Source organism: Streptomyces luomodiensis (assembly GCF_031679605.1).
GTDB classification, from domain to species: domain Bacteria; phylum Actinomycetota; class Actinomycetes; order Streptomycetales; family Streptomycetaceae; genus Streptomyces; species Streptomyces luomodiensis.
This window is the reverse complement of sequence record NZ_CP117522.1, coordinates 318,242-338,196: the sequence shown is the minus strand read 5'-3', so window position 1 is coordinate 338,196 and position 19,955 is coordinate 318,242. Positions and strand designations below refer to the sequence as shown.

The following is a 19,955-nucleotide window of genomic DNA, read 5'->3' as shown; positions in this document are numbered from 1 at the left end:
CGTCTTCGGGCAAGGTGGCCCTGACCGACGGAGGCGGAGCCGCCAGCGCGGCGTCGTGCGAACAGGCCGCCCTCGACTCGCTCATCGCGCAGGCGGCTTACCGGGCGGTCGGGCCCGGCCGATACCCACCCCCGTGGGGCGTCGGCCAGGCCCTCCCGGGCCCCGTCAGGAGCGAGGCCGGTGGTGCCGGCCCCGCTCGCAGCAATGAGTTTCGCTGGTTGGGCCCCCTACCGCACCGGAAGACGGCCGGTCCGGGGCAAAAATGGGATGTCCCACCCCATGACCTGCGGGAAGAGATACCGCGCTGAGGCCACGCTGGGACAGAGCGAAGCCGTCGACGGCCCTGGAGGGGAGGTGCGGACGGCGGGCGGGCGCGGCCCCGTTCGCACCGTGCTCAACTCCGCGGTGACCGGTCTCGCCGCATATGAAGCTCACGGCGGACGAGCGCCTGGGCGAACGGCTCCCCGGTAGTCCGGGCGTACCTCATCCGTTCGCGTACCTCGTGCAGGGTGCGTGGGCGGTAGCCGGGACCTCCACAGCAGCTCTTGTGGAATCGCACGCCTGCGTGGAGCAGCACGGAAAGTACCCTCCATCCCTGCGTGTCCCGTCGGCGCGGGGCGGCGAAGGCGGACCCCACGTGGATCATCGGCTTCGCGCAGCGCGGGCAGAGCCGGGCGTGGTCACCGAGGTAGGGCTGCTTGTACGAGGCCCGGCACGGCAGGCACACGTACGAGGTCTTCGCGGGAGGCATGCGCTCAGGCCAAATGCCACGCGCACCGGGGAGCGACAGGATTTCCGCAGGCGCGGCGTGCCGCGTTGTGCCGCGGCCCTGGCCTCCGGCCTGCGCCGAGAACGCCGGGTGGCTCGAGGCCGGTCGCGGTAACAGCCGGCGCCGCACTGCCGAGGGCAGCGGACGGTCCTGAGCGCCGCCGTGGCCGTCCACCGTCGGGCACTCGCCCGGCTCCAGACGCTGCCCCCGCTCACCGAACCCCATGACGGCCGCGTCGTCTGCCGTGCATCGTTCCGCGGTTCGCGCAGAAGGACCCGGCCCGGCGCATCACGTTCTATGAAATTCGCCTTTCGCCGAACGACATGCGCCCAGCAGTGTGCTGTCTCGGACTTCTGCTTAGTCTCGCTCGTCATGAGTACACGAACGAACGCCCCCGCATTCGGCGCGAGTCTGGTGCTGGCGGCGGCGGTGCTGTGGGGCACTGTCGGCCCCGCCCAAGTGCTGGCGTCCAGCTCCATGACGCCGGCGGCCCTCGGCGGGTGGCGGCTGCTCACGGGTGGGCTGGTCCTGGGGGCGTTCACCGTGCGCCCGAAAATGGTGCGGGCTCTCGCCGCGCGTACGGTCTTGAGCCCGCTGCTGATCTGCGCGTTCTCGACGGGCATCTATCAAGCGGCTTTCCTGTCCTCGGTGGCGCGGACCGGCGCGGCTCTGGCCACGGTGATCGCCCTGGGCACTGCCCCTGCGGCGACCGGCCTGTGTGCCCGGTGGGTCACCGGTGAACGGATGGGCACCGCCTGGCTGGTCAGCACGGTCGCGGCCGTCGCCGGCTGCGCTCTCCTGCTGGCACCGGGAAGCGCCCACGTGGATCCGCTCGGCCTGTTCCTGGCCGTGGCCGCCGGTACCTGCTACGGCCTGTACACCGTGTTCGCCAAGAAGCTGGCCGTCGTCGCTCCCGCCACCCACCTGCCCACGCTCTCCGCGCTCTCTTTGCTGGTGGGCTCCCTGCCCCTGCTGCCCTGGCTGGTCGAGGATGCCGCCCCGCTGCGCGACGAGGCCACCCTCGCCTTGATCGCCTGGCTGGGTATAGCCACCACCGCCGCCGCGTACTGGCTGTTCACCGCAGGTCTCAGCCGGGTGCGGGCGACCACGGCCGGGACGCTCAGCCTCGCCGAACCCCTGGCCGCGGCCCTGATCGGTGTGCTCCTCCTCCACGAGCACCTCTCGCCCTCGGCGTGGGCCGGTTGCGCACTGATCTCCGCCGGAGTGATCACCACCTGCCTGCCCCAGGCACCTCGCGGCCGTTCCGGGCGGGGTACGGCTGAACAGGTCCAGCCGCCCGAAGGTCTCGCTCTCCATCCGGACACCGGCCGCGGACCCCGCCTGAGCGAGGCCGGAAGGTCCGGCGACCATCACGGGGTGCCGTCGGCGAGCGGCGGACCGACCGGCAGGTAGCTGACGGTGATCCGCCGTGCGTCGCCATCGCCGCGTGTCCGACGGCACGGGGCCGCGCGACGGCGGACCGGACAGCGAAACGCCGGCGTGCGCGTCCGCGGGGTCACAGCCGGACGATGATCAAGGCGATGTCGTCGCGTCCGCCGTTGGCCACGCCGAGGCGGGTGAGCAGGGTGTCGGCCAGTTGGTCGGGGCTGAGGCAGGTGTGGCGGGCGAGGGCGTCGGTGAGGCGGTGCAGACCGGCGTCGATGTCCTCGCCGCGGCGTTCGATGAGTCCGTCGGTGTAGAGCACCAGCGTGTCGCCCGGGGTGTAGGACACCGTGGCCTGAGGACGCTGGTCGTGGCCGGTGAAAACGCCCAGCGGAGGGTCGGTGGCCTGGTCGAGCAGGACGACGGTGCCGTCCGACCGGGACAGGACGGGCGGCGGATGGCCGGCGCTGGTGTAGGTGATGTGCTGATGACGGGTGTCGATCACGGCCTTGACCGCGGTCGTGGCCAGTGCCCCCTCGAAGGCGCTGGCGTAGCGGCTGAGGACGTCCATCGCTCTGCCGGGCTCGTAAATGGCGCGGACGGCGGCGGACAGGGCGCTGCGGAGCATGCCCATGATGGTGGCGGCCTCCAGTCCGTGGCCGACCACGTCGCCGACCGCGACGGTGTAGGTGTCCTTGGAGAGGTCCACCACGTCGTACCAGTCGCCGCAGATGTTGAGTGATCGGGCGGCGGGCATGTAGCGCACGGCGATCTCTCGGTGTTCGGCCAGGTCGGGGGAGTGCAGCATGGCCTCTTGGAGGGTGAGGGCCGTGCGGCGCTCCCGGTCGTGGGCTTCGCGGAGTTCCTCGTTGAGGCGCTGGAGTTCCCGCATCCGCGTATACAGTTCGGCCTCCATCGCCTCGCGCTCCCCGGCTGGGCCCTCCGGCCGTGGGCGAGAAGGGCGGGTCAGTACGAACTCGGTCATGTCCTCAACCCGGTGGATGATCCACCGCACCTCTCCGTCAGGTCCGAGGACGGGGGTGTTGATGGGCGACCACCACTTCGCCCGGAACACTCCCGGGCGGCCGGAGACAGGGATGTCGTACTTCTGCACCGCCATCGTGTCCGGTCTCTTCGATTGCAGAACGCGCTGCAGGGAGGCGTCCAGATTGCGCACCCCGTCGGCATGCGGGTCTGCCGGATTGTCGGGGTGGACAGCGAAGAGGTACTGGCCGATCAGCTCCTCCCTGGTCCGGCCCGTGGCCCGCAGATACGCCTCATTGGCCGCGACGATCATCAGGTCGGGGGTCAGCAGCAGGTAGGGGCTGGGCGTCACGGCGAACACTGCCTGGTAGTCGATCCGCGGTGTGGTCACGATGGGCTCCTGTCCGGTCCCCCTGTCTCCTTACCGATTCTCGACCATGTGACCGGCCTTGAGCGGTGGCCTGTCGGCCCGCCGGAGGCGCCGCGTACTCGAACGACCGACTGGCGGCGTTCTCGACCGGTGTGCCGAAGCCGTACAGCAGCGCGGGAAACCCCCGGTCGGCCCGCTCCGCAGCGGATCACATCCAATTACTTGGCTAGCCACGCAATCCGGTGCTACGTTTACGTGGTCGGCCACATAAGTGGCGCGTCGACCCAGGTTCCACTCAAGGAGTTGCCATGAAGGCCATTGTTTTCGACCGCTTCGGCGGCACCGAGGTCCTGCATGAGGCCGAGACCGGGATCCCCGAGCCCGGTCCCGGCCAGGTCCGCGTCCGGATCAAGGCGGTCGGGGTCAACCCGGTGGACGGCAAGATCCGCTCCGGGAGCATGGCGGCCATCTTCCCCGTCCCGCTGCCCGCGACCCCCGGCAGTGAGATCGCCGGCGTCGTCGACGCCCTGGGTGAGGGCGTCGACCAGGTGAAGGTGGGGGACGAGGTGCTCGGCTGGTCCGACACCGGCGCCTACGCCGAGTACGCCCTGACCACCCCCGCCGCCATAGCGCCCAAGCCCGCCGGGCTGGACTGGACGCACGCGGTCGCGCTGCCGGTCGCGAGCGACGCCGCCGACCGCGTCCTGGACCTCTTGGACGTCAAGGCCGGGGAGACCCTGCTGATCCACGGCGCGGCCGGGGCCCTCGGCACCATCGCCGTCCAGCTGGCCACCGCCCGCGGCGCACGCGTCATCGGCACCGCCGGCCCCGGCAACCAGGAGTACCTCACCTCTCTCGGCGCCACTGCCACGACCTACGGCGAGGGCCTGGTCGAGCGGGTCCGCGCCCTCGCCCCCGACGGTGTGGACGCCGTCCTCGACGCCGCCGGCAAGGGTGCCCTGGAGGACTCCATCACCCTGCGCGGCGGCACCGACCGGATCGTCACCACCGCCGACTTCCGCGCCGGAGAACTGGGCGTCGTCTTCGCCGAGGGCCCCCAGCGCAAGTCGGCCACCCGGCTGGCCGAACTCGCCCGCCAGGCCGCCACCGGCCGGCTGGTGACCACGGTCGGTGCCACCTACCCGCTCGCCGAGGCCGCCGAGGCCCAGCGGACCAGCGACGCCGGCCACGGCCGCGGCAAGCTCGTCCTCACTGTCGCCTGAAACCCGCCCCGGCCGCCCCGCCCTTGCCCGCCGGACAGGACCCAGACCTTGCGTGCAGGGGTGGCCTTGCCCGCCCGACCAGCCCCTCAAGGAGAATCCTCATGCCCGACACCCCACTGGACGCCCTGTGGACACCGACCGCCATCGGCGACATCGCCCTGCCGCACCGGCTGGCCATGGCCCCGATGACCAGGGACCGCTCCACCCCGGAAGGCGTCCCGACCGGGCTGAACGCCGAGTACTACGCCCAGCGGGCCTCGCACGCCCTCATCGTCACCGAAGGAACCCAGCCCTCCGCCGACGGACAGGGCTATCTGCTGACCCCCGGAATCCACACCGAGGAGCAGATCGCGGGCTGGCGCAAGGTCACCGACGCCGTGCACGCGGCCGGCGGACGGATCGTCATCCAGCTCATGCACACCGGGCGGATCGCCCACCCCGACAACACCCCCCACGGGCGGCAGCCGGTGGCCCCGTCCGCGATCCGCCCCGCGGGCACCATGTTCACCGCCTCCGGACCCCAGTCGATGCCACAGCCGCGCGAGCTGACCACCGGGGAGGTCGCCGCGACGGTCGAGGACTTCCGGCGCGCCGCCGCGGCCGCCGTCGAGGCCGGCGCCGACGGTGTCGAGATCCACGGCGCCAGCGGCTACCTCGTGCACCAGTTCCTGTCCACCAACGCCAACCGCCGCACCGACCGCTACGGTGGCTCCGTCGAGGGCCGCATCCGCTTCGCGCTGGAGGTCGCCACGGCGGTGGCGGAGGAGATCGGCGCCGGCCGCACCGGCATCAGGATCTCGCCCGCCAACCCGTACAACGACATCGAGGAGGACGACACCCACGAGCTGTACCCCGCCCTGGTCCGCGCGCTCGCCCCGCTCAACCTCGCCTACCTGCACGTCGTCCACGCCGGGGACGAGGAACTGCTGGACACCCTGCGGACACTGTGGCCGACCGCCCTGCTGGTCAACCGGGCCGGTGCCGACCTGGCCGCCCGCGCGGCGGACATCGCCGAGGGCCGTGCCGACGTCGTCACCGTCGGCGCGCAGGCCCTGGCCAACCCCGACCTGGTCGAGCGGATACGCTCAGGGGCACCCCTCAACACCCCCGACCCGACGACGTTCTACGGCGGCGGCGCGGCCGGATACACCGACTACCCCACGCTCGCGTCCTGAAGGAGGACCCACCCGTGACCGACTCCGCTTCCCCCATCCCGCAGTCCCCAGGCGCGGTCGGCGAGGGGCGGCTGAGCTACGCGGTCTTCCAGCTCTCCCGAGCGCACCGCGGCAGGGCCGCCGCCATGCTCCGGGAGATGCGTCTGCACCCGGGACAGGAACTGCTGCTGATGCAGCTGTTCGACAAGGACGGCCAGACCCAGTCCGAACTCCTCGAAAGCGTCGGGCTGGACCACTCCACCGTTTCCAAGTCGCTGCGCCGCATGCAGGAAGCGGGCCTGCTCACCCGCGAGCCGGCCGAGCACGACCGGCGGGTGATGGTCGTCCACCTCACCGACAAGGGCCGCGCCATGCGGCAGCCGATCGCGGCCATGTGGCGGACCTTGGAGCGGGACTCGGTGGCGAACCTGACACCGGACGAGGTCGAGGCGTTCATCGCCATCGCGTACAAGATCGAGGGCGCGGTCAGGGACTGAAGGTTCACTGATCGCGCGCCCCCCGGGTGCAGCGCCACGTCCGACGCCGAACGGGCCGTCGCCGACATCGTCGGCGACGGCGGCAGGGCCGTGGCACCGCAGGCCGGGTGTGAGCGACACGGCTGTGGATGCCGACGGCGGATGCGGCGATGGCGGATGCGGCGATGGCTCAGGCGTGCGCGGCCGCGTGCGGAGGCCGGACGGTGTCTGTGCCGGGGGCGGGCTCGGCAGCGTCGTCGCCCAGCGCGGTGATCCGGTTGGCGGCGTCGACATGGACGACGGCAGGCCGCAGGGTACGGGCCTCCGCGTCGTCGACCTGGGCGTAGCTGATGAGGATGACCAGGTCACCGGGGTGCACCAGATGGGCGGCGGCGCCGTTGATGCCGAGCACGCCAGTGCCTCGCTCGCCCTCGATCACATACGTCTCCAGCCGGGCGCCATTGGTGATGTCGACGATATGTACCAGTTCGCCGGGCAGTAGGTCGGCGGCGTCCATCAGGTCGCGGTCAACGGTCACGGAGCCCACATAGTGCAGATCGGCCTGGGTCACGGTGGCCCGGTGGATCTTGGACTTGAACATGGTGCGCAGCACGGTACTGCCCTTCGGTGAAGAGGTCGCGTCCCTGTCAGGGTGCGCGCCGACGTATCCAGAGTAGACGCGGCCCGGCGGAGCTGCCGAGGGTGGGCGGGGCGTTCCGCGGCATCCCGGCCGTCGCTCCGGGGACCAGCCGGGGACCGGCTGTGTGGTACGGGAGAATCGGAGGTGCCGAGCGGGTCTGGACGGTTCGGCCGCCGGTCGTCAGACTCGGAGCGACGAGGGAACGAAGGGAACGAGGGATGAGCGCACAGCCGGACCACCCGACTGACCGCCAGGTCACGGCGATCCCGCACACGATCAATGCCATTGGTGACGCCTTGCGCGGTGCGCAGCGTGCCCGCTTCTACAGCGAGGTTCTGGCCGCCGAGGAGGAGGACGTTCCCGGCGTCATGCGCAGCTGGTGGAAGGCCGCGATGCTCGATCGCGCCCCTGGTGCCGGGGACAGCCGTGCGAACGCCGCTGCCGGCCGCCGCCTGGTGTCTGTGGACGAGCTCGCCGACCAGCTCGAAGGGGCCGCTCGGTGAGCGACGCTCCGCGCCGCGGCTGGACCGTCTGGACGGAGGAGATCCCGGCTCAGACGGTGCTTGACATGCCACCGGACCTGTCGAAGAAGGTGGTCAACTTCCTGCGCGCGTTGGCCCTGGAGGTCGGTGGCGCGATCGACCGTGACCGGCGGCCGCCCGGTGACCCGATGGACGACATGGACGACCTCGGTACCCGGTACAGCCTCCAGATCCCCGGCGAGCCCGTCGTGTTCGAGTACGTCGCTCTCCGCGACATACGCGAGATCCGTATCCCGGTGCTGGTCTGGTTCCGCTGACCGAGCCCTGGGCGCCTCGGGGTCGCCGAGCTTCATGGCTCGCCGGCAACTGCCCGTGGACACCGTGTGGCGATCGATAAAACCGTGGCCTCCCCGCACCTGACCAGGAGTCGATGCCGGCGGCTGTCAGGCAGGCTCGAAGACCAGTGGCTTGCTCAGCGTGGAGCGCACTGGCGAACAGGCGATGCGCTCCATGACCGCGGGCCGGTGAACCTCAAGCTCCGGGTCGAGCAGGAGCCTGTACCGGAACCGCGTTGCAGACTCCTCACGCTCCAGGTGTACCTCCACACGCACCTCGGCGACGGTGACACCGAGGTCGGCCAGCGCCATCCGGGCCGAGATGGTCATGCACGTGGCCAGGGAAGCCTCCAGCAGCTCGTGCGGTCGCATCCCCGCCGAACCGCCGATGCCGCCTTTGTGCGTGTCGGCGAGACCTTCGTTGCCGCCCGCCTGGAATCTGACCTGCCAGGGCGCCGGAAGCGCCACAGCTTCGACCATCGCATGTGCCTCCCTCACCGGAAACCGAACCGTCAGGATCGTAACGAGCAGCTCGCATCATGAGAAGCATGGTCCAGATCCTGGAACGACACCCGAACGGACAGGGGCAACGTTGCCTGATACTGATGTACTTGCCGTGGAAGGAGGGCGTGAGATGCCTGCAACACTGCCTGTGCCGACCGAGTTCGGCTTCGTCGTGGATGGTGTCCGTAAGTGCTCGCGCACGGTTCGCCCCGCTACCGGTGTGGAGGCGTAGCGATGGGCCGCTTCTGGGACAAGTACACCGGCACCCGATACCCCGGGAGTGAGGTCATGCCGCTGCCCAGTACGCATCTGCGGACCGCGCTGCTCGCGCTCAACGGTCCGGACGTACCGTTCGTCGTGCGCGACGCCCGCTCTGCGGAGAAGGCCGACCTGGTGGCGGAGTGGCGGATCCGGGAGCCCACCTGGCAGACCTTCTTCGTCCGAAACGGGCTGGACCGGCAGTTTCGGATCCGGATGCGCCTGGTCCCGCAGAAGCGCGAGGTGCGCACGCTCGACGAGCAGTGGGAGGTGACATGGGTCGGGACCACGCCCAAAGTCGCCACCTCGGGCGCGTACGGCCGTGGGCCGATGACCACGGTCTCCAAGCGGTGGACCAGTGAACAGGGGCCCGACGGCCGTCGGCGAAGAATTCAGGCGTTCGGCTTCGACTCGCGGGAGATGAAGAACCCTTTGCGTGACACGGTCCTCGGCGCGGGATGGATCTGGCGTGGAGTGGTTTTCAGGCTGTGAACGGCCGACGGCGAACGTCGCGCCGGCCGGGTTGCCCGGTCTCACGGTGCCGGGCGGCCTGCCTGCGTGACATCACCGCCGAACGCGGCTGGCCGGCTCCGCTCCGTCCCGCCCCTCCGAACCCCCGTGGTACAGCCTGAGCACGGGCCGATGATGATCAGTACGGCCAGCGCTCTGTCTGTCTTCTCCGCCACCGGGGACGGTGGCCGGGGCTCCAGGTCGTAAGGCAAGGCCCCAGCTCATCCCGGTGAGTGAGCGCTGGACGCGGGGGCGTTGAGGTTCTTGTGGACGGCGCGGGCGATGCCTTCGATGGTGGCGATGCCGTCGTCCATCGTGGCGTTGTCCTGCGAGAGCACCGTGATGGTGTAGTCGTGGTCGCCGCCGGTGAAAGCGCCGAGGCTGTGCACACGCCAGCCGTTCGTGGCCCGCTCCAGCCAGCCGTTCTTCACATGCACCTGTGCGTCGCTCGGCGCGCCGGCCGGGGTTCCCCAACGCTGTGAGGGGATGACCTCGCTCGTCAGCTTCAGGATGTAGGCGCGGGAGTCCTCGCTGAGCACCGGGTTGGCGTGGGTGACCAGGTGGAGGAGTTTCTCCTCGTCGTTCGCGGTGATCTGGGTGAGTCCCCAGTGACCTTCGCTGTCCAGGGTGGTGTTGGTCATTCCCGCGGCTTGCAGGAACCCGCTGATCTTGTCCGCCCCGAGCTGCTTCCACAGTGCGGTGGTGGCATCGTTGTCGGACTGTGTGATCATGGCGGTGGCGCGGTCCTTCTCCTCCTGCGTCAGGGCGCGATCCTCCTTCTGCGCGTCCCACAGCAGTGTGGCGAGCACGGTCACCTTGACCGTGCTCGCGGAGTCGAACGTGCGGTCCGCATCCAGAGTGCAGGTGGTGTTCGTGGTGCGGTCATGGAGGCTGATCGCGGTCGTGGCGGGGGAGCCGTCCAGTGCCGAGTTGATGTCTTGGGAGAGCTTGTCGGCGAGTTCCGGATCGTCCGAGGTGCAGATCGCCGCCTGCGGGGTGGCTGCGTGAGCCGACCCCACCGCGACGATCGTCGGCACGAGCGCTCCCGCGGCCAGCGCCGCACGTGACGCCAGGGTGGTACGGGGAGACGGGGATATTCGGCGGTGTCGGCCCATGGTGTGCTTGTCCGTTCGTTCGTGGGGGCGGTTTGTCACGCGGGGGCTTTGGCTGTGCCTCGAAGACATCCCGGTGCTCCGGCTCTGGATATCAAGCCAGTGGCGAGTGATGTTCGGATACGTGTCCGAGTCTCACAAGATGGTTCCACAATCCGCACAACGTCCGGACACGCCGGGGTGGACAAAGCCGGTCTGCGGCCAGGGAGTTGACGTCGGTCATGGCTCCGCCGACCGTCCGACCGTTTCCCGTGGCTGACGAGGGACGGCGTACCGGGCGCCCCGCACCCGTCCGCTACAACCAGGGGACCATGCACGAGCCGCCCCATCACTCTCAAGGCGGAGGGGAGTTGGGGCCGCACGGCCGATGTTCCCCGACGCACGCCACCTGAATGATCGTTCCTGTTCGCAACACGTGACCGGAAGGAACGATTTCGTGCGTAGACGAGGTCTCGCGCCCCTGCTGGCCGTCAGCGTCACGGCAACGCTGGCGCCCGTGCTCGCCACCTCGACGGCCAGCGCCGCCCCGGCCGACACGGTTGAGGCGGCCGCCCCGACGTCCGCCGCCTCCTCGTCCGCCACCGCGAGCGCCCTGGACCGGTACGTCAAGCAGAAGCCGAAGTGGCAGCGGTGCCAGGACGACCTGCCGGCGGAGTATCAGTGCGCGACGATCAAGGTGCCGCTTGACTACCGGGTTCCCGGTGGCAAGCGGATCGACATGGCCATATCCCGGATCAAGAGCACCACACCCAACCAGCGGCACGGTGTCCTGCTCTCCAACCCCGGCGGACCCGGCGGTCCGGGGCTCGACATGCCGTTGCACATGAAGGACGCGCTGCCCGAGTCCACCCGGCAGAAGTACGACCTCATCGGCTTCGACCCGCGTGGAGTGGGCCGGAGCACGCCCGTCACCTGCGGTCTGGAACCGGAGGAGGAGAACTGGTTGCGGCCGTACCAGGAAGCGACGTTCGACAAGGACGTCGCCTGGGCGCGTGACGTGGCCGCCAAGTGCCGCCAGAAGTCGGGCGACACGCTCAAGCACATCACCACGCGCAACACCGCGCGTGACATGGATCTGCTCCGGACGATCCTCGGCGAGAAGAAGATCTCATACCTCGGCTACTCGTACGGGACCTACCTCGGCGCCGTCTACACGCAGCTGTTCCCGCAACGGGCCGACCGGTTCGTGCTGGACAGCGCGGTCGATCCGGCGCGCGCCTGGCGGGGGATGATCCAGTGGTGGGCGGAGGGTGCCGAGCCCGCGTTCGACCGGTGGACCGAGTGGGCCGCCGAGCGTTCGGAGAAGTACGGCCTCGGTGACACCCCGAAGAAGGTCGACCGGACGTTCTGGGACCTGGTCCAGCAGGCGGACGAGACGCCCATCGAGATGGACGGGCAGACCTACACCGGCGATGACATCCGGAGCATGATGCGCGGCGCGGTCTTCAGCGTGCAGGACGGCACCGAACTGGTCGTGGAGCTGAAGAAGGCCGCGGCCGGCGAGCCCGCCTCCGCGAAGAAGCTCCCGGCCCCGGCCGGAACGGCGCGCCTGGCCGCTGACTCCGACACACCGGCCGACAACGGCACCGCGAGCTTCTGGACCGTGGTGTGCAACGACAACTCCGCCGCCTGGTCCCGCGACCCCGAGAGCTATCGGCGGGACGCCATCGAGGACAAGAACCGCTATCCCCTCTTCGGCGACTTCGCGTCCAGCATCAAGCCCTGCGCGTTCTGGGACAAGTCCGCTGAACCGGCCACCGTCGTGAACAACAAGGTCGGCTCGCTGGTCGTGCAGAACCAGTGGGACTCCCAGACCCCGCTGCCCAGCGGTCAGGCCCTGCACGCCGACCTGAAGGGCTCGAAGATGCTGACGGTCCGCGGCGGCGAGGGCCACGGCGTCTACCCGAGCGGCAACGCGTGCACGGACGGTACGGTGGCGGGCTACCTGACCACCGGCAAGCTTCCCGCGAAGGACATGACCTGCCAGGCGACGGCCGACTCGAACGCCGACGCCGGGGAGGACCGGAAGCAGGACGTACCTTCCGGGAGCCCGCTCCCGCAGCGTTCCCCGGACCGCTTCTGAACGCTGAGGCGTGATGCGCGGGAGTCGGGGTGGAAGCGTTGGGGCCGCGTCTCCGAACAACGGAGTCGCGGCCCCTCGCTCACCTCGGCGGGCCGGGCTCGTGTCCCGGCTCGCGCCGCCTTAAGAGCACATTGCCAGTCGGTCCGGTGGGGATTCCGGTCTCTCAGATCATGAGCAAGAGCCGGGTGTGGGGGACCAGTTTCCGGTTAACGCTGGTGCTCTGCACGAAGATGGTGAAGTCGTCGTTGCGGTCCGGGCTGACGCGGACTTCCTGGTCCGGCAGGCCGAGCAGGGATCGGGCTTCCGGTCCCGTGTATACCCGGTCCGTCTTCTTCTCCAGCACTGCTATCTGCTTTCGCGCCTGGATCTTTTCCGATTTGCTCAGCTGATAGAAGGCACAACCGGTGCGGTAAGTGTGTCCGCATTCGATGACCCAGTCCCGTATCGCCGCTTCGCGAGCCACCGGAATCAGCTGGTATTCCGAGGGATCCACCGGGGTGAGGCCGGCCGCTTCGATGGTGTCCTTGTTGACCGCTTCCGCGCTCGTGGAGAACACCGCCCGCGATCCCCGGATGCCCCGGGCCCGGCCCACCATGAAGTTCTCGGTGGCCTGCTGGATGACCTGCCCTGCCTCCTCCAGACCCTGTGTGCTCGTGGCGTCCCAGATGGCGACGTTGTCCTTCGGGAAACCGCACTGCATGGCTTCGCGCTTGCCCATCTGGTCCGGCACCAGGACGGCCAGTGTCCAGTTGTCCTCCTGCGTCTCGATCATCTTGGCCACGGCCTGCACCAGGTCACGCTGGTTCTTGGTAGGGGCATCCGGGCAGCGATGACTTGCGTTCTCCTGTCCGTCGGTCAGCACGAACGTCAGGAAGCTGTGGTCGCCGTACAGCTGGGCCGTCTGCGCCAGTTCGCGCTGCGACTTGAGTGTGGCCGCCAGCAGAGCCGTCATTCCACCGACCCGGTAAAGCTGCTTCAAGGACGGCATCCGCAGCACGTCCTTGTCGTAGATGACGCACTCCACCTTGTCCGCGAAGACGTACACCGTGACGCGGGTTTCCTGGTCCAGTTCCTTCGACCGGCGGGCCAGATACGCAATCTGCTGGTCGGCGACTTCGACGACCTTGCGGCTCAAGTGCGACATGGACGAACTGGCATCCAGTACAAGAGCAACGTGATTGATGTAGTTCTGGTTTCCGGACATGGCCGCTCCCCCTTTTCTCTCTCGATGCTCCTACCTTCTCACCCACCACTGACAATCGATCTCGGACCGGGCTCTGGTCGCACGCCACCAGCCCGCCGCCGGCGGGGGTGTTCTATGAGCCGTCCGGAGTGGGCGTGATGGTGGCGGGCGTCGGGCCGTCGGGGCGGACGGTGAGCCCGAAGACGGCTGAGGCCGGGGTGGTGTGGAAGGAAGGGGTGAAGGCAGGGAGCAGGTGCTCCAGGAGCACGGTCATCTCGCGCATGGCGAACTGCGCGCCCAGGCAGGCCCGGGGACCGGTGCCGAAGGGGTAGTACGCGCCGTGCCGGGAGGGGCGGCGGTCCTCGCCCGCGGCGGTGAACCGTTCGGGGTCGAACCGCTCCGGCTCGGGCCACAGTGCCGGATCGCGATGGGTGAGGTACGGGCACACGAAGATGTCAGTGCCGTCCACCACGCGGTAGCCGGCGATGGTGTCGTCCTCGGTGGCGTGACGGGGGATCAGCCACGCCGCAGGATAGAGCCGCAGGGTCTCCGAGACGAGGGCCCGGAGGGCCTTCTCGCGCTCGGGCGACCCCGCGGCTCCCGCGCCCAGGGCCCAGCGGCGGGCTTCGGGATGGCGGTCGAGCAGCAGATACAGCCAGGTCAGCGTCTTGGCAGTGGTTTCGTGACCAGCGGCGAGCAGGGTGACCAGCTCATCGCGGATCAGCTGGTCGGTGTATTCGGGATGGGTCCTCCCGGCGTCCACCAGGACGTGCAGCAGGCCGGGGCCTTCCGGTCCTGCCTCTCCTCGGCGGGCGGCGGCGATCGCCTGTCCGGCGACGGCGTCGATCCTCGCGAGGTCCGCGGCCACGGCGGCGCGCAGCCCGGCCGCGTCGGCCGACGCGGAGGGGGTGGCCGGAAGGGCGGCTCCTACCGCCTCGACGGCGGCGAGTTCGCGGTTCGTGGTCTCGTCGAGGGGGTGGCCGGTCAGGGAGCGCCAGATGGTGTCCAGGGCGAAGAAGCGCATGTCCTCGCCGACGTCGGTCGGTGTGCCGGTACGGGCGCACTCCGCCCAGTGGCCGGCGGCGCGGCGCGCGGCGCCGCCGATCCGCTGTTCGTAGCGGCGGATCCCGGCGCCGGTGAACTGGGCCTGGAGAAGGCGGCGCTGACGCTTCCACGGTTCGCCGGTGGCCGAGAGCACGCCGCCTCCGACCAGCAGCCGGGCCCGGTGCGAGCGCTTGACGTAGCGGTCCGGATGAAGGGCGAGGACGTGCTGCACCGCCCCTGGGTCGGTGACCAGCACCGTGGGGCGCGGGCCGAGGCGCACCGCGCTGACCCCGCCGAGCTCGCGCGCTTGGACGAGCAAGTCGACCACCGCTCCCGAGGAAGCGCGCCACCGCTCGACGGCCTCCGGATCGAGCTCCGGAGGCAGCGGCATGGCACCGGACCCGGGTGGCGGGACGGGGACGTCTTGCGGGGCTGTGGTGGCCAATGGGCTCTCCTGCTCGGTGACTGCGTGCGCTACGCCATGGCTGCGCCGGGCTCCAGGAACAGACCACCGCATGATGCCACGCGGTCGGCCGGCGCGGAGCGCCTGCGGCGTGGTTGACGCGCCGACAGCTATCAAGACCAGCGAAGCAGTCCGCTGTCCGCCCTGGCCGCCGTGGGTCATCCCCGACGGGTAAGGCTGTCCGGGCATACGGCCTGGCCGGCCTGCTCAGCCGGGACTCCGGCATCGCCACGGAGAACCCCTGAGTCTTCCCCGCCGGTCGGCATCGGTCCGTGCCGTGCGGGTGGTGATGATCTGGGGCGGTGGGCCATGTAGGCCATGTGGGGGAGCAACGGCTCGATCCGTGCCCGCTGGGTATCGGCCCACCGACACGCAGATCGACGATCGAGTGATGTGCGGGAAGGCGGCCTGCTTGGTCCCGGCGGGCCCCGTATCGGATCTCAGCGCCGGGCCAGCGCGAGCACACTCGGGCCGAGCTGCGGCCTGCAAGCAACTGGCGGCCTCCGCCCGGCGGCGGGTGAGCGCCGCGCGCTCCGGAGACGGCGACCGACCAGGCCGACGTGGGGAGACACGCCAAAGAGGCATGCTGCGCCCGGTCGAGGGCGGCGGTTTTCGCTCGCTACGGCGTACCGGTGAGGTTTTCCATCACGTCGTATACCTGAGCCGTGGTCAGCGGGGCGACGGGAAGCGGTCCTCGCGTGGCCTCCGTGCGCAGTCCGTCGAGCACGAAGGCGAGTCCGCGGCGCCAGGCGTCGGGCGCGGCGTCCGCGGCCGCTCGGGCGAGCGGAGCGTTGGTGGCGAAGATGAGCAGGAGGTCCTCGCTGGTGAAGTCGGGGCGGAGGCTACCGGCCTGCTGGGCGCGCTCGATGACTTGTGAGCCGGCTTCCCGCGCCCGGTCGCAGAGTGTCATGAGCCGCTCGGCGCGCGGGTAGCGTCCGCTGACCACGTCGGCGACCGCGGGGTCGGTGGCCTGGAGCTCGCAGACCTTCTCGACGTAGTACGCGAACCCCTCCCAGGCGTCCTCGAGGGACAGGGCGTGCTTGGCGGCTTCGCCGAGGCGGTCCGCGGCCAGGTCGGTGACCACCTCGTCGATGAGCGCCTCGCGGGTGCCGAAGAGGTTGTAGAGGGTGCCGTGGCTCACGCCGGCCCGACGGGCGATCTCTTTGAGGGGCACCTTGAGGCCGCGCTCCTTGAAGAGCTCAGCGGCGGCTGCTCTCAGTTTCTCCGCGTTGCGTTGAGCGTCGGCCCGCATCGGGTCGTGCCTCCTGGTCCTGGCGTTGAGGTCTCCATGGTCGCATCTCCGGACCGAGAAAACCTGACCCCTTGGTCAAGTTAGCTGCTATGGTTTCGGACGTAAGTTGACCCACGGGTCAAGTATGCTGTTGCGGTAAGGAGCAGTCCGATGTCCAAAGTGATCGCCGTCTTCGGTGCCGGTACCGGTCTGGGCGTGTCGGTGGCCCGCCGCTTCGGGCGTGAGGGCTTCCGGGTCGCCCTGGTGGCCCGTCGCAAGGACCGGCTGGACGCCCTCGCCGAGAAGCTCGCCGACGAAGGCATCGAGGCGACCGCCTTCCCCGCCGACTTGTCCCAACCCGCCGGGGTGCCCGCCCTCGTCGAGGCGATCCGTGACCGCTTCGACAGGATCGACGTGATCGAGTACGGGCCGATCAGCACCAGCCAGAGCTTCACCCCGGCCGCCGCGCTGGACGCGGTCACCCTGGAGGGCCTGCTACCGCTGCTGCTGCTCACCCCGGTCGAGGTGGTCCGGGCCGTGCTGCCGGAGTGGACCGAGCGTGGCGACGGCGCCTTCCTGCTGGCCGAGGGTTACTCGGCGGCGCAGCCGATGCCCCACCTCAGCGGCCTGGGACCGGTGATGGCCGCCACCCGTAACTACCTGCACTCCCTCCACGCCGAGCTGGCCGGCGCGGGTGTCTACGTCGGCGTGCTGACCATCGCGTCCCTGATCGCCCGCAGTGAGGCGACCGCCGCGGCCCAGGCCGCCTTCGAATCGGCGGCCGACGGCCCGCACTTCCCGGTCGTCGACCCGGACGACCTTGCCGAGCACTACTGGAACATGTACACCGAGCGCGACCGCGTCGAGCAGTTCCACCCCGCGTCACTGACTCCACGGGCCGCTGCGTAGCGCGTGGAGCGCATGCCCGGAGCGCGGCGAACCGGCCGCTTGCCGAGCCGGGCGTGCCGCAGCGACACCGTGTCGATGACCAGCACCTCCACCGACACGGTGATCGACACACCGCCGGGCCCGGACCGACTGGCTGTTGCCTGAGTGCTCCGGCCGGCCGGTTGAGCCTTGGCCGGGCGGCCGTCAGCGCGTGCTGGGCCTCGGCGCGGACTCGATCCGGTGCGCGGCGAGCAGGGGGCGCAGGTGCGCGTGGGCCCAACTGGCCAAGGTGGTGGGCGTGGTGGTGTCCTCGTCCCGTGGCTGCTCGGGGGTCAGGGTACGGGTGCCCGCGGTCATGCCGACGATGCCGGCGACCGCACGCGGTGGCAGGCCGGCCGCGGTGAGCGTGTGACGGATGTCGTCGTCGGACACCACCCGCAGCCGGATGTCGCGGTCGAGCGCCACCGTGAGGATCTCCGCGACCCGCCGCCACGACAGGTGCTCGGGGCCGTGGACACCCTGGACGGTGCGGCCGTGCCAGGTGTCGTTCAGCAGCCGGGCCGCGGCGATGTCGCCGATGTCGCGGGGGTCGACCCATGGCAGGGTCCGGTCGGGGCCGTCGGAGGTGGTCAGCCGGCCGGCGGCGAGGTCGTCGAGAGCGGCGAGCAGGTTGGTGAAGAAGTAGCCGCAGCGCAGATGCAGCACGTCGGCGCCGGTGGCGTCGAGTTGTTCCTCGATGGCGGCCAGCCCGTCGATGTGGCCGGCGCCGTGCCGCATTTCCGCGCCGACACTGCTGATGAACACCACGCGTCGCACACCGCCTTCCCGCACGGCCGCGGCCATCACGGCTCCGGTGCGGCGGGATGTGTCCACCGGGTCCTGGACGGTGTGCGGTGTCGGGTCCACCAGGAAGGCGGCAGTGGCACCCGCCATCGCTTCGCGGACGAAGCCGGCATCGGTGAGGTCGCCACGGCGGGCGTCCACCCGCGCCCGGACGTCCGGCTTCAGCCGCGCCGGGTCGCGCAGCAGGACGCGGGGCCGCGCGCCGGCCTGGAGCAGCAGCCGGACCACCCGCGAGCCGACCTGGCCGGTAGGCGTGGTGACGACGACGGTCATCGGATCTCCTCGGTGTCGTGGACCTGTGTGCGCGGCACCGTAACCGCCCTTGCGGCCGGAACCTGACCGCAAGGGTGCGAGGCTGGGCGCATGAATCACCCGAGCGCCCGGATGCTGGAGTTGCTGTCGTTGCTGGCCGCCGGGGTACCGCGCCCCGGGGCGGACCTCGCGGCCCGGCTCGGCGTCTCACCGCGCACGCTGCGCAGGGACGTGGAGCGGCTTCGGCGCCTGGGCTACCGGGTGGAGTCGGCGCGCGGCACCGGAGGCAGCTACCGGCTGCCCGCCGGGCAGGGAGTGCCGCCACTGCTGTTGTCCGAGGAGGAGGCGGTGGCCACGGCGGTGGGGCTGCGGCACGCCGCCGCGGCGTACGGAGGCGACGGGCCCGGTCCGGTCGACACCGCCCTGCGCAAGCTCGAGGAGGCGCTGCCGGCCCGGCTGCGCGGCCGGATCGAAGGGCTACTGGCGGCCACGGAGGTGCCGCCCGGACCGGGCCGGGCAGACGATCTCGGCACTGTGGAACGACTGGCCACCGCCACACACCTGCGCTTCCACGTGCGTTTCCGTTACGCCGCCCGTGACGGCGGCGCCGGCGAGCGCCGCGCGGAGCCGCACCGCTTGGTGCTCTGGGCGCACCGCTGGTACCTGCTGGCGTGGGACGAGGACCGCGCGGACTGGCGCACCTTCCGGGCGGACCGGGTCGCCGGTCTGCGGGTGCCGGGCACGACGTTCTCGCCGCGCCCGGTCCCCGAGGAGTCCGCCGGGCTCTTCCCCCGCCCGGGGGAGCCGAAGGGCGCGGTGCTGTTCCTGGCGCCGGCCGGCGCGGTCGCGCGGCGGCTGTCCGCTCGGGCGGGCACGCTGGAGCCGACCGGCCCGGACCGCTGCCGGTATCTCACCGGCGCGGACGACTGGGACTGGCTGGCGGGCGCCCTCGCCTCGGTGGGCCTGCCCTACCGCGTCGAAGGCCCTCCGGAACTGGTGCGTGCCACCCGGGCTCTGGCCGCGCGGGCCGCCGCGGCCACACCCCAGGACCGTACCTGACCCCGGTGAGCGCCGATCTCGCAGTGGGCCGAACGCCGCCTCGGCGCCTTCAGCCTGCCGGTCCTGCGGCGCCGTCCGGCTCACAGGCTCACCGGCCGACTGAAGCGCTCAGGCACATCCGTGCTCGCGAGTGTCCGGAGGTGACTGCTACAGCTCGAATTCCAGGTGCTCGATATCGGTGAAGCGCACCTCTTCCAGCTGGCCGGCGCGGCGGCCGTTGTCCTGGAAGTACACCTCCTTGAGCGCTTCGGCGGCGATCTCCCGCAGCTGCTGGTCGCCGGCGCCGGCCTCCTGGGCCTCGAAGAGGCGGGCGGCGTAGCGGGGTGGCAGGGCGAGGGTCAGGTGCCGGATGCGGTCCTGGTCCGTGGAGCCGATGGGTGCGGTGTAGCCGAGACGGGCGCGGGTGTCGATGACGATGCCGCCGGTCGTGGCTGCCTTCTGCCGGGCCTTGGCCCGGATCTGCGGCTGCCACCTGTTCTTCACCTCCCGCTCCAGGCGCGCGGCGAGCTGCGGGCGGGGCTTTTTGATCTGGTCCTTCACGTACCGCTCGACGGTGCGTTGGGAGACCCCCAGCAGCTCGGCAACCGGCATGGTGCCCTTGAGCTGCCTGACGAGGTACCGCATCCGCGCGCCCGCGCTCTTGGGCGCAGGGCGGGTGAACGCCTTGTGCACCGCGGCGTCCAGGCCGTCCCCGAACATGGTCATCGGC

20 protein-coding genes are annotated in these 19,955 nt (G+C 70.6%); 10 read left to right on the top strand and 10 right to left on the bottom strand.

All coding sequences use genetic code 11. The annotated features are described in order from the left end of the window. Nucleotides 1-394: 394 nt before the first annotated feature. Nucleotides 395-751 carry a deoxyxylulose-5-phosphate synthase gene (locus PS467_RS01585; RefSeq protein WP_311033594.1) on the bottom strand — a complete coding sequence of 119 codons (357 nt, stop codon included), beginning with the start codon at nt 749-751 and terminating at the stop codon, nt 395-397. Nucleotides 752-1,141: 390 nt separating this feature from the next. Here PS467_RS01585 and PS467_RS01580 point away from each other — a divergent pair, with 390 nt between their 5' ends. Further along, on the top strand, nt 1,142-2,182 hold the full coding sequence (locus PS467_RS01580; RefSeq protein WP_311033593.1) for a DMT family transporter: 1,041 nt from the start codon (nt 1,142-1,144) through the stop codon (nt 2,180-2,182). A gap of 103 nt (nt 2,183-2,285) precedes the next feature. On the opposite strand, the gene PS467_RS01575 is transcribed toward PS467_RS01580, so the two are convergent. Next, complete coding sequence (locus PS467_RS01575; RefSeq protein ID WP_311033592.1) at nt 2,286-3,527, bottom strand: PP2C family protein-serine/threonine phosphatase; 1,242 nt, start codon at nt 3,525-3,527, stop codon at nt 2,286-2,288. A gap of 287 nt (nt 3,528-3,814) precedes the next feature. Between PS467_RS01575 and PS467_RS01570 the strand changes: the two genes are divergently transcribed. From PS467_RS01570 to PS467_RS01560, 3 genes are all read left to right on the top strand, one after another. After that, nucleotides 3,815-4,729 (top strand): NADP-dependent oxidoreductase, encoded by a 915-nt coding sequence (locus PS467_RS01570; protein WP_311033591.1) that lies wholly within the window; start codon nt 3,815-3,817, stop codon nt 4,727-4,729. Nucleotides 4,730-4,830: 101 nt separating this feature from the next. Then, nucleotides 4,831-5,904, top strand: coding sequence for an alkene reductase (locus PS467_RS01565; RefSeq protein ID WP_311033590.1), 1,074 nt, complete (start codon nt 4,831-4,833; stop codon nt 5,902-5,904). Nucleotides 5,905-5,918: 14 nt separating this feature from the next. Then, the gene (locus PS467_RS01560; protein WP_311033589.1) at nt 5,919-6,380 is read left to right on the top strand and encodes a MarR family winged helix-turn-helix transcriptional regulator; all 462 of its coding nucleotides are present in this window, start codon (nt 5,919-5,921) and stop codon (nt 6,378-6,380) included. 169 nt (nt 6,381-6,549) lie between these two features. Here PS467_RS01560 and panD read toward each other — a convergent pair whose 3' ends face one another. Continuing rightward, nucleotides 6,550-6,972, bottom strand: coding sequence for an aspartate 1-decarboxylase (panD, locus tag PS467_RS01555; protein WP_311033588.1), 423 nt, complete (start codon nt 6,970-6,972; stop codon nt 6,550-6,552). A 245-nt stretch (nt 6,973-7,217) separates the two neighbouring features. On the opposite strand from panD, the gene PS467_RS01550 reads away from it, so the two are divergent. Both PS467_RS01550 and PS467_RS01545 read left to right on the top strand, forming a co-directional pair. Beyond that, a complete protein-coding gene (locus PS467_RS01550) occupies nt 7,218-7,502 on the top strand; it encodes a hypothetical protein (RefSeq protein WP_311033587.1) in 285 nt (94 codons plus the stop codon). Then, nucleotides 7,499-7,798: a hypothetical protein gene (locus tag PS467_RS01545; protein ID WP_311033586.1), complete on the top strand. Its 300-nt coding sequence runs from the start codon at nt 7,499-7,501 to the stop codon at nt 7,796-7,798. Before PS467_RS01550 ends, PS467_RS01545 begins: the two co-directional genes overlap by 4 nt. Nucleotides 7,799-7,924: 126 nt before the next feature. On the opposite strand, the gene PS467_RS01540 is transcribed toward PS467_RS01545, so the two are convergent. Beyond that, nucleotides 7,925-8,296, bottom strand: a complete 372-nt coding sequence (locus tag PS467_RS01540) for an OsmC family protein (protein ID WP_311033585.1) — start codon at nt 8,294-8,296, stop codon at nt 7,925-7,927. Nucleotides 8,297-8,554: 258 nt separating this feature from the next. Here PS467_RS01540 and PS467_RS01535 point away from each other — a divergent pair, with 258 nt between their 5' ends. Then, complete coding sequence (locus PS467_RS01535) at nt 8,555-9,070, top strand: hypothetical protein (RefSeq protein ID WP_311033584.1); 516 nt, start codon at nt 8,555-8,557, stop codon at nt 9,068-9,070. Between the two features lie 239 nt (nt 9,071-9,309). On the opposite strand, the gene PS467_RS01530 is transcribed toward PS467_RS01535, so the two are convergent. Continuing rightward, on the bottom strand, nt 9,310-10,203 hold the full coding sequence (locus PS467_RS01530; RefSeq protein WP_311033583.1) for a serine hydrolase: 894 nt from the start codon (nt 10,201-10,203) through the stop codon (nt 9,310-9,312). A 433-nt stretch (nt 10,204-10,636) separates the two neighbouring features. Here PS467_RS01530 and PS467_RS01525 point away from each other — a divergent pair, with 433 nt between their 5' ends. After that, the gene (locus PS467_RS01525) at nt 10,637-12,283 is read left to right on the top strand and encodes an alpha/beta hydrolase (protein WP_311033582.1); all 1,647 of its coding nucleotides are present in this window, start codon (nt 10,637-10,639) and stop codon (nt 12,281-12,283) included. Between the two features lie 163 nt (nt 12,284-12,446). Here PS467_RS01525 and PS467_RS01520 read toward each other — a convergent pair whose 3' ends face one another. The 3 genes from PS467_RS01520 to PS467_RS01510 form a co-directional block, all read right to left on the bottom strand. After that, nucleotides 12,447-13,487 carry a vWA domain-containing protein gene (locus tag PS467_RS01520; protein WP_311033581.1) on the bottom strand — a complete coding sequence of 347 codons (1,041 nt, stop codon included), beginning with the start codon at nt 13,485-13,487 and terminating at the stop codon, nt 12,447-12,449. Between the two features lie 112 nt (nt 13,488-13,599). Then, entirely contained in the window at nt 13,600-14,901 is a 1,302-nt protein-coding gene (locus PS467_RS01515) for a cytochrome P450 (protein ID WP_311033580.1), read from the bottom strand. A gap of 691 nt (nt 14,902-15,592) precedes the next feature. Then, the gene (locus PS467_RS01510) at nt 15,593-16,225 is read right to left on the bottom strand and encodes a TetR/AcrR family transcriptional regulator (RefSeq protein WP_311033579.1); all 633 of its coding nucleotides are present in this window, start codon (nt 16,223-16,225) and stop codon (nt 15,593-15,595) included. A gap of 150 nt (nt 16,226-16,375) precedes the next feature. On the opposite strand from PS467_RS01510, the gene PS467_RS01505 reads away from it, so the two are divergent. Beyond that, complete coding sequence (locus PS467_RS01505; protein WP_311033578.1) at nt 16,376-17,113, top strand: SDR family NAD(P)-dependent oxidoreductase; 738 nt, start codon at nt 16,376-16,378, stop codon at nt 17,111-17,113. A 183-nt stretch (nt 17,114-17,296) separates the two neighbouring features. On the opposite strand, the gene PS467_RS01500 is transcribed toward PS467_RS01505, so the two are convergent. Further along, a complete protein-coding gene (locus PS467_RS01500; RefSeq protein WP_311033577.1) occupies nt 17,297-18,208 on the bottom strand; it encodes an NmrA family NAD(P)-binding protein in 912 nt (303 codons plus the stop codon). Nucleotides 18,209-18,298: 90 nt separating this feature from the next. On the opposite strand from PS467_RS01500, the gene PS467_RS01495 reads away from it, so the two are divergent. Continuing rightward, entirely contained in the window at nt 18,299-19,246 is a 948-nt protein-coding gene (locus PS467_RS01495; protein ID WP_311033576.1) for a helix-turn-helix transcriptional regulator, read from the top strand. Between the two features lie 147 nt (nt 19,247-19,393). Here PS467_RS01495 and tpg read toward each other — a convergent pair whose 3' ends face one another. Further along, on the bottom strand, nt 19,394-19,951 hold the full coding sequence (gene tpg, locus PS467_RS01490; RefSeq protein ID WP_311033575.1) for a telomere-protecting terminal protein Tpg: 558 nt from the start codon (nt 19,949-19,951) through the stop codon (nt 19,394-19,396). Between the last annotated feature and the right edge of the window lie 4 nt (nt 19,952-19,955).

Bases quoted from the DNA above. Each gene is read 5' to 3' on its own strand.
- PS467_RS01585 (WP_311033594.1), bottom strand. From the start codon at position 751: ATGCCTCCCGCGAAGACCTCGTACGTGTGCCTGCCGTGCCGGGCCTCG.
- PS467_RS01580 (WP_311033593.1), top strand. From the start codon at position 1,142: ATGAGTACACGAACGAACGCCCCCGCATTCGGCGCGAGTCTGGTGCTG.
- PS467_RS01570 (WP_311033591.1), top strand. From the start codon at position 3,815: ATGAAGGCCATTGTTTTCGACCGCTTCGGCGGCACCGAGGTCCTGCAT.
- PS467_RS01565 (WP_311033590.1), top strand. From the start codon at position 4,831: ATGCCCGACACCCCACTGGACGCCCTGTGGACACCGACCGCCATCGGC.
- PS467_RS01550 (WP_311033587.1), top strand. From the start codon at position 7,218: ATGAGCGCACAGCCGGACCACCCGACTGACCGCCAGGTCACGGCGATC.
- PS467_RS01540 (WP_311033585.1), bottom strand. From the start codon at position 8,296: ATGGTCGAAGCTGTGGCGCTTCCGGCGCCCTGGCAGGTCAGATTCCAG.
- PS467_RS01535 (WP_311033584.1), top strand. From the start codon at position 8,555: ATGGGCCGCTTCTGGGACAAGTACACCGGCACCCGATACCCCGGGAGT.
- PS467_RS01530 (WP_311033583.1), bottom strand. From the start codon at position 10,203: ATGGGCCGACACCGCCGAATATCCCCGTCTCCCCGTACCACCCTGGCG.
- PS467_RS01520 (WP_311033581.1), bottom strand. From the start codon at position 13,487: ATGTCCGGAAACCAGAACTACATCAATCACGTTGCTCTTGTACTGGAT.
- PS467_RS01515 (WP_311033580.1), bottom strand. From the start codon at position 14,901: ATGCCGCTGCCTCCGGAGCTCGATCCGGAGGCCGTCGAGCGGTGGCGC.
- PS467_RS01510 (WP_311033579.1), bottom strand. From the start codon at position 16,225: ATGCGGGCCGACGCTCAACGCAACGCGGAGAAACTGAGAGCAGCCGCC.
- PS467_RS01505 (WP_311033578.1), top strand. From the start codon at position 16,376: ATGTCCAAAGTGATCGCCGTCTTCGGTGCCGGTACCGGTCTGGGCGTG.
- PS467_RS01500 (WP_311033577.1), bottom strand. From the start codon at position 18,208: ATGACCGTCGTCGTCACCACGCCTACCGGCCAGGTCGGCTCGCGGGTG.
- PS467_RS01495 (WP_311033576.1), top strand. From the start codon at position 18,299: ATGAATCACCCGAGCGCCCGGATGCTGGAGTTGCTGTCGTTGCTGGCC.
- tpg (WP_311033575.1), bottom strand. From the start codon at position 19,951: ATGACCATGTTCGGGGACGGCCTGGACGCCGCGGTGCACAAGGCGTTC.